Annotated in this window: 14 protein-coding genes; 9 read left to right on the top strand and 5 right to left on the bottom strand. The window is 63.6% G+C overall.

All coding sequences use genetic code 11. From position 1 onward, the window contains the following. The first annotated feature begins 5 nt into the window (after positions 1-5). The 3 genes from ACK3CV_RS17725 to ACK3CV_RS17715 are packed head-to-tail and all read left to right on the top strand — an operon-like array spanning position 6 to position 3248. Positions 6-2042 carry a protein-disulfide reductase DsbD family protein gene (locus ACK3CV_RS17725; RefSeq protein WP_164141669.1) on the top strand — a complete coding sequence of 679 codons (2037 nt, stop codon included), beginning with the start codon at positions 6-8 and terminating at the stop codon, positions 2040-2042. Further along, a complete protein-coding gene (locus ACK3CV_RS17720) occupies positions 2039-2755 on the top strand; it encodes a DsbA family protein (protein WP_033648072.1) in 717 nt (238 codons plus the stop codon). Before ACK3CV_RS17725 ends, ACK3CV_RS17720 begins: the two co-directional genes overlap by 4 nt. Then, positions 2748-3248: a protein disulfide oxidoreductase gene (locus tag ACK3CV_RS17715; RefSeq protein WP_033635368.1), complete on the top strand. Its 501-nt coding sequence runs from the start codon at positions 2748-2750 to the stop codon at positions 3246-3248. The genes ACK3CV_RS17720 and ACK3CV_RS17715 overlap by 8 nt, the downstream gene beginning before the upstream one ends. Here ACK3CV_RS17715 and pdxR read toward each other — a convergent pair. Beyond that, positions 3245-4711, bottom strand: coding sequence for a MocR-like pyridoxine biosynthesis transcription factor PdxR (gene pdxR, locus ACK3CV_RS17710; protein ID WP_033635366.1), 1467 nt, complete (start codon positions 4709-4711; stop codon positions 3245-3247). The two genes, ACK3CV_RS17715 and pdxR, sit on opposite strands and share 4 nt — an antisense overlap. A 171-nt stretch (positions 4712-4882) precedes the next feature. Between pdxR and ACK3CV_RS17705 the strand changes: the two genes are divergently transcribed. Both ACK3CV_RS17705 and ACK3CV_RS17700 read left to right on the top strand, forming a co-directional pair. After that, positions 4883-5878, top strand: coding sequence for a DMT family transporter (locus ACK3CV_RS17705; RefSeq protein WP_033635364.1), 996 nt, complete (start codon positions 4883-4885; stop codon positions 5876-5878). A 155-nt stretch (positions 5879-6033) separates the two neighbouring features. Then, positions 6034-6663 (top strand): CatB-related O-acetyltransferase, encoded by a 630-nt coding sequence (locus ACK3CV_RS17700; protein WP_164141671.1) that lies wholly within the window; start codon positions 6034-6036, stop codon positions 6661-6663. Positions 6664-6697: 34 nt separating this feature from the next. Here the strand turns inward: ACK3CV_RS17700 and ACK3CV_RS17695 are convergent, their stop codons facing one another. Genes ACK3CV_RS17695 through ACK3CV_RS17685 form a run of 3 tightly spaced genes read right to left on the bottom strand, consistent with a single transcriptional unit; the run spans position 6698 to position 9654 of the window. Next, positions 6698-8215, bottom strand: a complete 1518-nt coding sequence (locus ACK3CV_RS17695) for a tripartite tricarboxylate transporter permease (protein WP_033635361.1) — start codon at positions 8213-8215, stop codon at positions 6698-6700. Positions 8216-8226: 11 nt separating this feature from the next. After that, a complete protein-coding gene (locus ACK3CV_RS17690) occupies positions 8227-8658 on the bottom strand; it encodes a tripartite tricarboxylate transporter TctB family protein (RefSeq protein ID WP_033635360.1) in 432 nt (143 codons plus the stop codon). A gap of 15 nt (positions 8659-8673) precedes the next feature. Beyond that, positions 8674-9654: a Bug family tripartite tricarboxylate transporter substrate binding protein gene (locus ACK3CV_RS17685; protein WP_033635359.1), complete on the bottom strand. Its 981-nt coding sequence runs from the start codon at positions 9652-9654 to the stop codon at positions 8674-8676. Positions 9655-10014: 360 nt separating this feature from the next. On the opposite strand from ACK3CV_RS17685, the gene ACK3CV_RS17680 reads away from it, so the two are divergent. The 3 genes from ACK3CV_RS17680 to ACK3CV_RS17670 all read left to right on the top strand — a co-directional run bounded on the left by ACK3CV_RS17680 (position 10015) and on the right by ACK3CV_RS17670 (position 12507). Then, positions 10015-10260: a hypothetical protein gene (locus tag ACK3CV_RS17680; protein WP_223307145.1), complete on the top strand. Its 246-nt coding sequence runs from the start codon at positions 10015-10017 to the stop codon at positions 10258-10260. A gap of 167 nt (positions 10261-10427) precedes the next feature. Next, on the top strand, positions 10428-11102 hold the full coding sequence (gene tctD, locus ACK3CV_RS17675) for a transcriptional regulator TctD (protein WP_033635357.1): 675 nt from the start codon (positions 10428-10430) through the stop codon (positions 11100-11102). After that, the gene (locus ACK3CV_RS17670) at positions 11089-12507 is read left to right on the top strand and encodes a sensor histidine kinase (RefSeq protein ID WP_033635356.1); all 1419 of its coding nucleotides are present in this window, start codon (positions 11089-11091) and stop codon (positions 12505-12507) included. Before tctD ends, ACK3CV_RS17670 begins: the two co-directional genes overlap by 14 nt. Here the strand turns inward: ACK3CV_RS17670 and ACK3CV_RS17665 are convergent. Further along, entirely contained in the window at positions 12504-13424 is a 921-nt protein-coding gene (locus ACK3CV_RS17665; RefSeq protein WP_164040029.1) for a DMT family transporter, read from the bottom strand. The genes ACK3CV_RS17670 and ACK3CV_RS17665 overlap by 4 nt on opposite strands. Positions 13425-13541: 117 nt before the next feature. On the opposite strand from ACK3CV_RS17665, the gene ACK3CV_RS17660 reads away from it, so the two are divergent. Next, positions 13542-14315 (top strand): AraC family transcriptional regulator, encoded by a 774-nt coding sequence (locus ACK3CV_RS17660; protein WP_164040031.1) that lies wholly within the window; start codon positions 13542-13544, stop codon positions 14313-14315. Positions 14316-14327: the final 12 nt, after the last annotated feature.

The following is a 14327-nucleotide window of genomic DNA, read 5'->3' as shown; positions in this document are numbered from 1 at the left end:
TTAACATGTTGAAAATTATCAGGCTGGCCTGCGCTTGCCTGTTTATGCTGTGGCTACCTGCCTTGCAGGCGGCGGACAGCGGCTGGCTGCAAAATCCGGCCAACGATCATGCCAAGGTGCGGCTGCGCGCCGACACGTCACAGCCGGGGGAGACCCGCCTGCTGCTGTCGGTCGAGCTGCAAAAGGGCTGGAAAACCTACTGGCGTTCCCCTGGCGAAGGCGGCATCGCGCCGGCTATCGTCTGGCAGGGCAACCCGCCGCCGGCGACCTGGCACTGGCCGACGCCGCAGCGTTTCGAAGTGGCCGGCATTTCCACCCAGGGCTATCACGATCGGGTCACGCTGCCGATCGTGATGTCAGGCCCGGTATCCGGCCCGCTGGCGGGCACCCTGACGCTGTCCACCTGCAGCAACGTCTGCATTCTGACCGACTACCCGTTCAGTCTGGATCTGACGACGCCGAACGATCCGCAGTTTAACCACGACTTCGCGCAGGCGATGGGGCAGGTGCCGATCGCCGCCGGGGTGGCGGAGAGCGTCAAGGCCGGTTACCGCAACGGCGAGCTGCAGATTGCCGCCGAACGCGCCGCCGGCTGGCAGCAGCCCGCGCTGTTCTTCGATACGCTGGCGGATGCCGATCTCGGTAAACCTCAAGTCGAGACTGCCGGCGCTCAACTGTTGGCGCGGGTGCCGGTCAGCGACGGTTGGGGCGATGCGGCGCCGGATCTGCGCGGCAAAACGCTGACGCTGGTGATCGACGACGGCGGCATGGCGCAGCAGATTACGCTGCCGATTGGCGATCCGCTGGCCGCGCCCGTCGGTGCGGCGTTCCCGCTGTGGCAGGCGGTATTGATGGCGCTGGCGGGCGGGTTGATCCTCAACCTGATGCCGTGCGTGCTGCCGGTGCTGGGCATCAAGCTCGGCTCCATCCTGCAGGTGGAGCATCGCGATCGGCGCAGCGTACGCTTGCAGTTCCTGGCGTCGTCGCTGGGTATCGTCGCCTCGTTTATGGCGCTGGCCCTGTTGATGACGCTGCTGCGGCTCGGCAACCATGCGCTCGGCTGGGGCATTCAGTTCCAGAATCCGTGGTTTATCGGCTTTATGGTGCTGGTGACGCTGCTGTTCAGCGCCAACCTGTTTGGCCTGTTCCACCTGCGCCTCTCGTCCGATCTGAATACGTCACTGGCCACCCATAACGGGCAGGGGCTGAGCGGCCATTTCTGGCAGGGCGCGTTCGCCACGCTGTTGGCGACGCCGTGCTCGGCGCCGTTTCTCGGCACGGCGGTGGCCTTCGCGCTGGCGGCGTCGCTGCCGGTGCTGTGGGGCATGTTCATCGCGCTCGGCATCGGCATGAGCCTGCCGTGGCTGCTGATCGCCGCCTGGCCGTCGCTGGCGCTGCGCTTGCCGCGCCCCGGCCGCTGGATGAATACCGTCAAGCTGGCGATGGGGCTGCTGATGCTGGCGTCGTCGCTGTGGCTGCTGAGCCTGCTGAGCAACCATATCGGCGTGCAGGCCACGCTGTGGCTGGGGGCGTTGGCGCTGCTGGCGTTGCTGCTGGCGGTGTGGCGTCAACAGGGCGCACGGTTGGCGGCCAAGCTGGCGGCGGGCACGTTGGTGCTGGCGGGCGTGGCCTTGCTGGCCGGATCGCTGACCGCCGGCCTGTGGCGCCAGCCGTTGCAGGATCGGGTGCAGTGGCAACCGCTGAGCGAACAGGCGATTACCGAAGCGCTGGCCCAGCATAAGCGGGTGTTCGTCGACGTGACCGCCGACTGGTGCGTGACCTGTAAAGCCAACAAATTCAATGTGCTGTTGCGCGATGACGTGCAGCGCGCGTTGAGCGCCGACGACGTGGTCGCGCTGCGCGGCGACTGGAGCCGCCCGTCGGCCGACATCAGCGCCTTCCTGCAAAAGCGCGGCAGCGTCGCCGTGCCTTTCAACCAAATCTATGGCCCCGGCAGCCCGGAGGGCGAGGTGTTATCCCCGCTGTTGACCCGTGACGCCGTGCTGCAAACCCTTTCCCATGCCAAAGGAACCGAACAATGAAAAAGCTACTGATTTTACTGATGATCATCGCCGCCCCGGTGTGGGCCGCCGAGCCTTTCACTCCGGCACAAGAGGCGCGTATCAAAGAGATGATCCGCGAAACGTTGGTGTCTAACCCGGACATTCTGGCGCAGGCGGTGGACGCCTGGCAGCAGCAAACCGCCGGCCAGCAAATCAGCCAAGCTATCAAGCAGAACGCCAAAACGCTGTATCAGGATCCGGCTAGCCCGCGCCTCGGCGCCGCCAACCCCAAACTGACGCTGGTGACCTTTACCGACTATAACTGCCCGTACTGCAAGCGTTTCGATCCGATGCTGGAGAAGATCGTCAAGCAATACCCGGACGTGGCGCTGGTGGTGAAACTGCTGCCGTTCAAGGGCGAAAGCTCGGTCAGTTCGGCGCGCGTGGCGCTCACCACCTGGCAACAGCACCCGGATCAATTCTGGGCCCTGCACCAGCGGCTGATGGCGAAAAAGGGCTTCCACGACAACGCCAGCATCGCCGCCGCGCAAGAGAAAACCGGCGTCAAGGCGGTGGCGCCCAGCGAACAGAGCATGACCACGCTGCGCACCAACATGGAATTGGCGGAGCAACTGGGCGTGCAGGGGACGCCGGCGACGCTGATCGGCGATCGGATGCTGCCGGGGGCGGTATCCTATGAAGAGCTGGAAGCGATGGTGAAACAGCAGCTGGCGAAGGCCAACAATGGCTAAGCTCAAGCGCTGGGGGCGCGAGTTGCTGCTGCTGGCGCTGATCGCGCTGGCGGTGGTGACGGTGATGGATTGGCTGAACGCGCCGCAGGCGCCGCCGGCCTTCGATGCCCAGACCCTGACCACGCTGGATGGCGAGAGTGTGTCGTTGGCGCAGCTCAGCCATGAGCGGCCGCTGCTGGTTTACTTCTGGGCCAGCTGGTGCGGCGTCTGCCGTTTCACCACGCCGGACGTCGCCCGTTTGCAGGCGGCGGGCGGCAACGTGCTGACCGTCGCGCTGCGCTCGGGCGACGATACCCAGGTGAAACAATGGCTGGCGCGCAAACGGCTGGCGCTGCCGGTGGTCAACGATCCGGCCGGTACGCTCTCGGCGCAGTGGCAGATTGGCGTGACGCCGACCTTCGTGGTGGTCTCGCAGGGCAAGGTGGTGCAGACCACCACCGGTTGGACCAGCTACTGGGGGATGAAGCTACGGCTGTGGTGGGCCGCCGTCTAACCGGCGTTTTTCTCCGTTATCACCTCCTCAATCGCCCGGCATAGCCGGGCGATACCTTCTTCAATCTGCGGCGGCGAGTTGGCGGCGAAATTCAGCCGCAGGCCGTGCGCGCCCAAATGTTCCTGCGCATAAAAGCATTCGCCGCGCGCGAAGGTCACGCCGTATCGCCAGGCGACCGGCATCAGCTCGGCGGTGGTCACCGCCGCCGGCAGCGTCAGCCAGATAAACAAGCCTCCCTGCGGCGTTTCAAAGCGGCACCCCGGCGGCAGCCGCCGTTGCAAGGCGTCAATCATCACCTCCAGATGGTGGCGGTAGACGCGCCCGGCGCGCCGCAGCTGCTTGTCGTAACGGCCGACGGTGACGAAAGCGTCCAGCGCCCGCTGGATCAGGCTGGAACTGGTGAAGCTGTCGACGTGTTTCAGCCTGGCGAAACGCTGATAGTGTTCGCTGTCCGCCACCAGATAGCCGATGCGCATGCTGGGCAGCAGCATTTTGGAGAAGGTGCTGACGTAGATCACCGCGCCCGGCTGCGCCAGCGCGCGCAGCGACGGCAGTTGTTTGCCCTGATAGCGCAGATCGCCGACGAAGTCGTCTTCCAGGATCACCACGCCGGCCTGTTGAGCGACAGTCAGCAGGCGCCGCCGCCGCGCCTCGCTCAGGCAGCGGCCGGTCGGGTTGTGGAAGTTGGGGATGGTGTAGATCAATTTGGGGCGGTGGCGTTCCAGCAGCTCCGGCAGCAAATCCACCCGCATGCCGTGGCGGTCGCCGGGCACGGTGACGATATTGACGCGGTGCTGGCGCAGCAGGCCCAGCGCTTCGGCGTAGGTCGGCTCTTCGACGATCGCCGTATCGCCCGGCGCCAGCAGGCTTTGCACCACCAGGCTGATGGCGTGCTGCGAGCCGTTGGTGATCAGCACCTGTTCCGCCTGCGTGGGGATGCCCTGCGCGCTGAGAATGCGGCTCAGCGTATCGCGCAGCGGGTAGTAGCCGCAGTATTCACCGTAGCTGAAGGCCTCTTCCGCGTGGCGGCTGAGCACCGACAGCAGCACTTTGCGAAACGCCTCCAGCGGAAACACCTTAGGGCTGCCGACGCCGGCGGCGAAGTTGACCAGCCCCTCCGGCAGCGGGGCGTCGGCGTAGCCGTCCAGCCGCGAGGTGAGGGTGGTGAAGCTCTCCAGCGGGAAAGGGGCATCGCTGCTCGGCCGGGCCGGGCGCGCCTGCGCTTGCGGGTGTGCGACATAGGCGCCGCTGCCGCGCCGCTGATGCAAAAAGCCCTTGGCCGCCAGTTCGGCGTAGGCGTTATCCACCGTTAAACGGCTGACCGCCAGTTCGGCCGCCAGCGTGCGCGTCGAGGGCAGTTTGTCGCCATCGACGAACACGCCGGTGAGGATGGCGCGCCGCAGCGCTTCTTCGATCTGTAAATAGAGCGGAACGTCCTGCTCGCGATCCAACGGGATGTGCATGGGAAATTGGCCCGGTTATCGGAAGAGATTTTACTATACCCCATGTCAACAGGGCTTCAAGCGCAGAAAAGTGGCCTGCATGACAACGCCGTAAAGTGGCTATAGTGAGAAAAAATGGCCGCGTTACACTGTCCGCCTGAGCATTTACGTCGCCATTTCTCCGAGGATCTCATGTCATTACCGTCAGGCGTTTCCGCCCGGCCGGCGCTGCCCGGCGCGCGTCTCTTTCAGGGCAGCCACCAGGGTTACGTCATCGCCATTATCAGCGCCATGCTGCTGGCCTTTACCGCCATCATCATCCGCGCGCTGACCGAGTACTATCACCTGCCGACCTTCGTGCTGGCGTTCTGGCGTGCGGCGCTGGTGGCGCTGGTGCTGTTGCCGCTGCTGTTGCTGGTGAAACCGCAGTGGGCGCGCCTGCGCCGTAAACAGGTGGCATTCTACGCGCTTTACGGGCTGTTGCTGGCGCTGTTCAACAGCCTGTGGACGCTGTCGGTGGCGCTGAACGGCGCATCGGTGGCGACCATTCTGACCTACTGTTCGGTGGGTTTTACCGTGTTCCTCGGCTGGGTGATGTACAGCGAACGCCTGACGCTGCGCCAATTGCTGGTGATCGCCATCAGCCTGGGCGGCTGCTTCCTGGTAAGCAACGGCGACAGTATGGGGAACAGCCACTTCGATCTGCTGGGGCTGCTGGTGGGGATGTTGTCGGGCATCGGCTATACCCTGTATACCCTCGGCGGGCGGGTGGCCAGCGAACGCGGCTATCCGGTGTGGAACACCATCCTGTACGTGTTCGGTTTTTCGGCGCTGTACCAGCTGGTGTTCAACGCGGCGCTGACGGCGTTCCCGCTGGCGGCGTTCCACGGCATGGCCGGCTCTCTGTGGTTCCTGTCGCACGGTGCGCAGGGCATTCAGTGGAGCGGCTGGCTGTTGCTGCTGGCGCTGGCCGCCGGGCCGACGCTGCTGGGCTTCGGGCTGTACAATATCAGCCTGAAAACGCTGCCGCTGGCGGTGGCCAACCTGATCCTGTCGCTGGAGCTGGTGTTCACCGCGGTGATCGCCTATTTCCTGCTGGGGGAGAGCATGAATCAGCTGCAGCTGCTGGGCAGCGCGCTGGTGATGGGCGGGGTGCTGCTGTTGAAAAGCAAGACCGCCGAGGCGTGATCGGCTACCATTACGCCTCGCAAGAGAGGCCGTAAGATGAATAACCCGAGATTGAAACGAGCGCTTATCGCTTGAATGGCCGTGTTGAGTGAACGACAACACGGCCACAGACATTCCGTTCCGTGGCTTTTATTCCCGTAACCAGAGAATACGCCATGTCCGAAAAACACTGGTCCAACACCGAGCTGCTGCATCAGACGGTGACCAACCCGAATATTATCGTCAAAGGCACCCACAGCTACTACAGCGACTGCTGGGATAACGGCTTCGAACGTTCGGTAGTGCGCTATCTGCACGGCGACGCGGTCAGCCGGCAATGGCAGCCGCTGGGCGAAATAGACCGCCTGCTGATCGGCGATTACGTGTGCATCGCGGCCGAAGCGGTGATCCTGATGGGCGGAAACCATACCCATCGCATCGATTGGCTGAGCCTGTATCCGTTTATGGCAACCATCAAACAGGCGTACCGCCCCAAAGGCGATACCCGGCTGGGCGACGGTTGCTGGATCGGCATGCGGGCGATGCTGATGCCGGGAGTCTCGATAGGCCAGGGGGCGATCGTCGCCGCCGGCAGCGTGGTGGCCGGCGATGTTGAGCCTTATGCCATCGTCGGCGGTAACCCCGCGCGGTTTATCCGTTGGCGGTTCGCGCCGGAGGTCATCGCACGGTTGCTTGCCTTGCGCCTCTATGACTTGTCGGAGGCGGACTTTGCGGGGATTCAGCCCCTGCTCGCCGATGACGATATCGATGCGTTGGAAAGGGGAATTGCGGCCTTGCGCCGTTAAACACAACGGGCGGGGATTACCCGCCCGTTTCGCGTTACTCGGCCTTGGCCTCGATCGCCGATTGGCGGCGTTTGCGCATCAGGCGCAGCAGCGGCGGCAGCGCCAGTACCGCGACCGCCAGCACCAGCAGCGTTTGCGCGATGCTGCTGCTCCACAGGATGCCGAACTCGCCGTTGCTGATCGACAGCGCGCGACGCAGATTTTGCTCCAGCATCTCGCCCAGCACGAAGCCCAGAATCAGCGGTGACATCGGGAAGTGCATTTTCCGCAGGATGTAGCCGAACACGCCCAACCCGACCATCAGCAGCAGGTCGAAGGTGGTGCTGTGCACCGCATAAACCCCCACCGCCGAAACCGCGGCGATCGCCGGCACCAGGAACCACAGCGGGATGGTCAGCATGCGGGTGAACAGGCCGACCAGCGGCAGGTTCATGATCAGCAGGATGACGTTGGCGATCAGCAGCGCCGCGATCAGCCCCCAGACGATATCCGGCTGTTCGGTGAACATCGCCGGGCCGGGGGTGATGTTGTACAGCGTCAGCGCGCCCATCATCACCGCCGTGGTGCCGGAACCCGGCACCCCCAGCGTCAGCATCGGAATGAACGAACCGCAGGCCGAGGCGTTGTTGGCCGCTTCCGGCGCCGCTACGCCGCGGATGTCGCCCTTGCCGAAGGTGTCGCCGTTGCCGCTGATTTTCTTCTCGGTCATGTAGGTCAGCGCGCTGGCGATAGTGGCGCCGGCGCCCGGCAGAATGCCGACGAAGAAGCCGATCACCGACGAGCGCAGGGTAGGGCCTGCGCACTGCGCCGCCTCTTTGCGGTTGAACAGCAACCGGCCGGTTTTACGCACCAGCTTTTGTCCGGCGCTGGTGCTTTCCAGCATCAGCAGGATTTCGCTGACCGAGAACAGGCCGATCACCACCACGATAAACTGCACGCCGTCAGAGAGGTGCACGCTGTCGAAGGTAAAGCGGTAAACGCCGGTGTTGGCGTCGACGCCCACCGTCGCCAGCCCCAGGCCGATCAGCGCCGCCAGCAGCGATTTCAGCGGGTTCTGGCTCATCATGCTGCCGAGGCAGGCGATGGCGAACACCATCAGGGCGAAATACTCCGCCGGGCCGAAGGCCAGCGACCAGCGGGCCAGCAGCGGCGCGAACAGGATGATGCCGCCGATGGCGATCATCGAGCCAACGAACGAGCTGACCGCCGAGATGGACAGCGCCACGCCGGCGCGCCCCTGCTGCGCCATCGGGTAGCCGTCCAGCGCGGTCATGATCGCCGCCGCGTCGCCCGGCACGTTGAGCAGAATCGACGAGATGCGCCCGCCGTACTCGCAGCCGATATACACCGTCGCCAGCAGGATCAGCGCCGATTCGGCCGGCAGCTTGAGGGCAAACGCCAGCGGCAGCAGGATCGCCACGCCGTTGATCGGCCCGAGGCCCGGCAGCAGGCCGACGATGGTGCCGACGAAGCAGCCGATCAGGGCGATAATCAGGTTCTGCGGCACCAGCGCCACTTCGAACCCTTGGGTCAAATACATCCAGGTATCCATCATCGCTCCCGTTAGCTCAGCCAGGCGCCGAGCGGCAGTGTGACATCAAGAAGGCGGTCAAAGGCGTAATACAGCACTGCGCCCATGACGACGCCGGAGATCGCCGCCGCCGGCAGGCTGGCCTGAAACAGCAGGCCGATGCTGAACGTCAGCAGCGCGGTCGCCAGCGGGAAGCCCAGCCATTCAAAGCCCCAGGCATACAGCACCAGGGTGATCACCAGCACCAGCAGCCGCTGCAGCACCTTGTTGTGCGGCCACTCCACCGCCTGCGGGCGGCGCAGCAACAACAGGGCCGAGCACAGCGCCATCAGGCTGAGGATCGCCAGCGGGAACGGGCGCGGCCCCAGCGGTTCATAGCTGTATTCGCTTTGGATGCCCCAGCCGATGAACAGCCCGCCGATACACAGCAGCAGCCAAAAGCCGGCAAAAATACGATCGCTCATGGTTTTCCCCTGCGGTTATTTGGCCAGGCCGAACACTTTCGCCTGCTCACGGTATTGGGCAACCTGATTCTTCACGTAGGCGTCCAGCTCTTTGCCGGTCATGTTGAATTCGAACAGGCCGCGCAGATCGCGCTGCTGCTTGAATTCGTCGGTCGCCATCATTTTCTGGAAGGTGTCGATCCACCACTGATACTCTTCATCGCTGACTTTCGGCCCGACGTAGAAGCCGCGAATAATCGGCCACACCAGGCTGTATCCCTGTTCTTTGGCGGTCGGAATGTCGGCCAGCTGGCCCGGCAAACGTTGCTCGGCATACACCGCCAGGACGCGGATCTTGTCGCCCTGCAGGTAAGGCACCATCTCGCTCAGATCACCGGAGACCGCCTGGATATGGTTGCCGAGCAGCGCGGTGACCGGCTCGCCGCCGCCTTCGAACGCCACGTAGCGCATCTTGCGCGGATCCACGCCGACTTCGCGCGCCAGCAGCGCGGTTTTCATCCAGTCCTGGCTGCCGATGGAGGCGCCGGCGCCGAATACCACGCTGTTGGGATCTTTTTGGAAGGCGTCCATCAGGTCTTTCAGGGTTTTGTAAGGCGAGTCGGCGCGCACCGCGATCATGCCGTAGTCGGTACCGACCGCCGCCAGCCATTTCACGTCGTCCACGTTGTAGCGGCCGAACTTGCCCTGGGCCAGATTGAGCAGCGAACCGCCGGAGAAGGCCACCACGGTGCCGAACTCCGCCGGGCGCTGCGCGACGATGGCGTTGTAGGCCACCGCGCCGACGCCGCCGGGCATATAGGTGACGCGCATCGGTTTATCGATGGCCTTGGTGTCCTGCAGCGACACCTGAATCAGCTTGCAGGTCAGATCGAAGCCGCCGCCGGGCTTGGCCGGCGCGATGCATTCGGTGCGTTTGGGCGCTTCCACGGCAAAGGCCTGATTGGCTGCCAGCAGCAGGGCGGCGGCGGTAAAGGTACGGGTCATTATTTTTTTCATTGTGACTTGCCCTCGGTATTGTTCTGATTGTGAAATCCCGCCGGGTGCGGTTGCAGGATTGTTAAAACAACAACCTTTCATTTACCTTTCAGTGGCCGGAAAAGTTTCCAGTCTGTGATTAGGGTCTCTTGTCGCCGGCGAATAACGGATGCGCTACCATAGAAAAGCAGGCAAGAACAGGGCGCAAAACCGGGCAAAATCCTGCGTAATATCAGGTTTGCCGTTCTGCTTTCGCGATAAAATCACGATCGGTGAAATGAATAGAGACGCAGTGATATGTTTTCGTTAGGGAAATTGTTTGGTGGCAGGGACAGCGCCAAAGTAGGTGCGATTAAACGGTTGCCTGAGGTTTACGCTGAAATGACGGGAAAAACCGGGCAGTGCCGTTTAAAGCGACTGCGTGCCGACGTTGGCGTTTTTGAGCTGCATTTCGTCAACGCCGACGGTGAAAAATATGCTTGCCAGATGACCGCCTGCGTGACCGGCATCGATCTGGTGTTTGCCGTCAACAACCGCTCCGTGCTGGTTTCTTCACCGTTTACCGCCGACAAACTGCGCCCGGTGCTGGACATCGCCGTTGCCGATAGCCCCATTCCGCTGATCTGACTCCGCCCTGCGATCGCGCCCCATACGCATAATTGTGTGCCAGCTCCCAAAACTGGCGGCGCGGCGCTCTTTTATCCCCTTATTTTCCATGCCATTCTCTGTTATCGGCCTGTTAACAGGCGCCGTGTCGGCGCCAGGTTGTTCAGGTAAATCAATGGAATGGGAACATGCGACTGTTATTGGTTGAAGATCACCCCGAGCTGTCTCACTGGTTGCAAAAGGCGCTGACCGGCGCCGGCTTTGCCGTTGACGTCGCCCCGGACGGCGTGGCGGCGGATCACCTGCTGCTCAACGAACGCTATGCGCTCGCGGTGCTGGATGTGGCGCTGCCGCGTATGAACGGCCTGGATTTGCTGGCGCGCCTGCGCAAGCGCGGGCAGGATCTGCCGGTGCTGCTGCTGACGGCGCGCACCGACGTGGCCGACCGGGTGAAAGGCCTGAATCTGGGGGCGGACGATTACCTCACCAAGCCGTTCGAACTGGACGAGCTGGAAGCGCGCATCCGGGCGCTGCTGCGCCGCAGCGTCGGCGCCCCGCAGCCGGCGTTGCAGTACGGGGCGTTGACCTATCACGACGAAGGCTATTTTCTGCTGCAGGGCAAGCCGCTGGCGCTGACGCCGCGCGAACTGGCGGTGCTGACTGCGCTGATGCACCGGCGTGGCCGCCCGGTGGCCAAGCAACAGCTGTTCGAACAGGTGTTCACGCTGTCCGACGAAGCCAACCCGGAGAGCATCGAGCTTTACGTACACCGCCTGCGGAAAAAGCTGCAGGGCAGCGACGTGGCGATCGTCACGCTGCGCGGCCTGGGCTACAGCCTGGAGCTGTGCAATGCGGTGGTTTAACGCGCCGCGTTCGCTGTTCTATCAACTGCTGCTGTTTTTTGGCCTGCCGCTGCTGGCGTTGGGCGGCATCTCTATCTACACCCACTATTTCAGCGCCATGAGCGCCGCCACCCTGGCTTACGATCGCACGCTGCTGGCGTCGGCGCGCACCGTGGCGGAGCGGCTGGTGGTGCGCGAAGGCAAGCTGGCGGTCGATGTGCCCTATGTGGTGCTCGACAGCTTCGAGCGCAACATGAACGATCAGCTGTATTACGAGGTGATTTCGCCGCAGGGGAAAAGCATTTCGGGCTATGACGATTTGCCGCCTTTGCCGCCCCATATCCCGCGCTCCACGCTCTACCCGGCGCTGGTGCATTTTTACGATGCGGAATACCTCGGCCGGCCGATCCGCGTGGCGGCGCTGTTTCAACCGGTCAACGAGTCGGGGGTGAGCGGCATGGCGACCATTTTGGTGGCGGAAACCCTGGAGTCGCGCCGTTACCTGGCGCGGCAGATGATGATCGCGGCGCTGTTGAGCCAGGGCACGGTGGTGGTGTTGACCCTCATCCTGGCGTTCGCGCTGCTCAAGCGGGTGTTGAAACCGATGCGTAAACTCTCCGGCATCATGCTGCGGCGCGATCCGGGCGAGCTGACGCCCTTGCCGCGGGTATTGCCGTGGTCGGAGATGCAGCCGCTGCTGGTGGCGTTCAATCGTTACATCGAACGGCTGCGGCTGATGGTGGCGCGTCAGGAACGTTTCAGCGCCGACGCCTCCCACCAGCTGCGCACGCCGCTGGCGGTGTTGAAGACTCAGGTCGGGGTGGCGCTGGCCAGCGATCGGCCACAGCAGTGGCGTGAAAGCCTGCAGGCGATGAGCGCGACGCTGGATAATACCGTGGCGCTGACCGATCGCCTGCTGCACCTCTCACGCCTGAAAGCCAGCGAGCACCAGGCCGAGCGCCAACTGCAGCCGGTCAATTTGGCGCAGGTGCTGCGCGACGCCTGCTTTTCCCGCTTGCCGCAGGCGCGCAGCAAACAGATCGATCTGGGTTTCGAAGGCGAGGCGGCGTGTCAGGTGGCGGGGGAGCCGCTGCTGTTGGCCGAACTGTGCGCCAATCTGCTGGACAATGCGCTGAAATACACGCCGCGTCAGGGGATAGTGACCGCCCGCCTCACTCAGGATAAGGCGGCGGGGGAAGGCGTGCTGGAGATTGAAGACAGCGGCCCCGGCATCGCCTTGCAGGATAAGGCGCTGGCGCTGCAGCCGTTTCACCGGCTGGACAACGTGGGCGATCAGCCGGGCGCCGGCCTGGGGCTGGCGCTGGTGAAGGACATCACCGCCTATCACGGCACCCGCCCGGAGCTGCTGAGCTCCGCCGCGCTGGGCGGCCTGTTGGTGCGGGTGCGCTTCAGGCTGCTGCCTTAAGCCTGTTCTTTGCAGGACTCGACGTTGGCCGCCGGGGCTTTGGCTTTACGCGTCAGCGGCGTGCGCAGCCGCTGCGACAGGATAACGCCCAGCAGGGTGATGCCGCCGCCGATCAGGTGGTAACCGTGCAGCTGCTCATGCAGGAACAGCACGGCAATAGCGGCGGTAAACACCGGCGCCAGGTTCATGAAGATCGAGGCGGTGTTGGCGCCCAGGCGCATCACGCCCTGGATCCACAGGAACGGGGCGATGATCGAAGCCGGAATGCCGGCGAACAGCACCAGCGGCAGGTTATGGCCGTTCAAGCCGACATCCTGCGCCATCAGGAAATTAGGCAGCAGCAGCAGCACACCGAACAGGATCTGCACGTAGAGCGATTGCCAGTTCGGCAGCGCGATGGCCCAGCGTTTGGTCAACACGCCATACAGCGCGTAAGAGGCGGTGGCGATCAGCATCATCAATTCCCCCTTGCCGATACCGTGCTGCAGCAGCACGCCGGGCTGGCCGCCGCTGACCAGCCAGATCAAACCACCGAAGGAGAGTATGCTGCCGAGCAGCACGCCGACGGTCGGGGCAATGCGCAGCAGCACGATGCTGATCAGGATGGTCAGCAGCGGGATCAGCGACACGATGATGCCCATAAACAGCGCGCTGACGCTGTGCGCCGCGTAATAGGCCAGGCTTTGATACAGCACCATGCCCAGCAGGCCGAGGATCATCAGCTTCCACCAGTTGGCGCGCACCTGCGCCCAGTTGCGCAGCACGCCCGGCAGCACGAACGGCGTCAGGGCAATCAGCGCCAGCAGCCAACGGTAGAGCGAAATGGCCGCCGGATCGATGGCGGTGGCGGAGAGTTTGCTGACGACGGCGTTAATCGACCAAATCAGCACGGCCAACAGCGGGAAGAGCATATTCATGATAATTATTCTCAATAACGTCCAACATGCTGGCTAGTCTACGCGTGTCCGGTTTATCATATATAGCGATATCCAGACAAAAATTGGCGTAAACAAGACAAATCACGGGACGAAACCATGCCAGAAATCCGCCATTTCCCCGAGTCGCTGATCCCGGCACCCAACCCGGTGCAGTTCCGCTGCGAGGAGTTCAATGCGCGCACCGAATTCCAGCCGCACAGCCACACCTGGGGCCAGTTGATGTGGGTTAAAGCCGGGGTGATGGTGCTGCGCATCGGCGGGCAGCGCTTTCTGGCGCCGCCGGAGTTCGTGCTGTGGGCGCCGGCGGGCATCGAACACTCCTGTTACAACCAACGGCTGGCGCAGTGCCGCATGGTGGACATCACGCCGGCACTGTGCGCCGGCATGCCCGCCGATCCCTGCCTGGTGAGCGTGACGCCAATCTTCCGCGCCATCGCCGAGGATTTCTATGCGCGCAAACAGTACATTCCGCAGGCGGAGGAGGATTTGCGCCTGTGCCAGGTGCTGATCGACCAGCTGCGTCTGTCGCCGCGCCAGCAAACCTATCTGCCGTCGTCGGACGACAAGTTTTTGGCGCCGGTGCTGGAAGCGTTGGAGCATTGCCCGGCGGACAACACCTCGCTGGCGGCGTGGGCGGCTCGGGTCTACACCACCGAGCGTACGCTGTCGCGCCGCTGCCAGCAGGATCTGGGCATGTCGTTCAGCGAATGGCGCCAGCGTCTGCGTTTCCTGCACGCCGTGTCGCTGCTCGAGCAGGGCAAGACGGTGCAGGAGGTGGCGCTGGACGTCGGCTACAGCTCCGCGTCGGCCTTTATCGTCATGTTCCAGCAGATCGCCGGCACCACCCCTGAGCGCTTTCGCCGTGCATGATTCAGTGGCACA

The sequence above is a fragment of the Serratia sp. TSO36 genome (genome assembly GCF_057808395.1).
The sequence above is the reverse complement of the archived record's forward strand: the minus strand, read 5'-3'. Positions and strand labels throughout refer to the sequence as shown.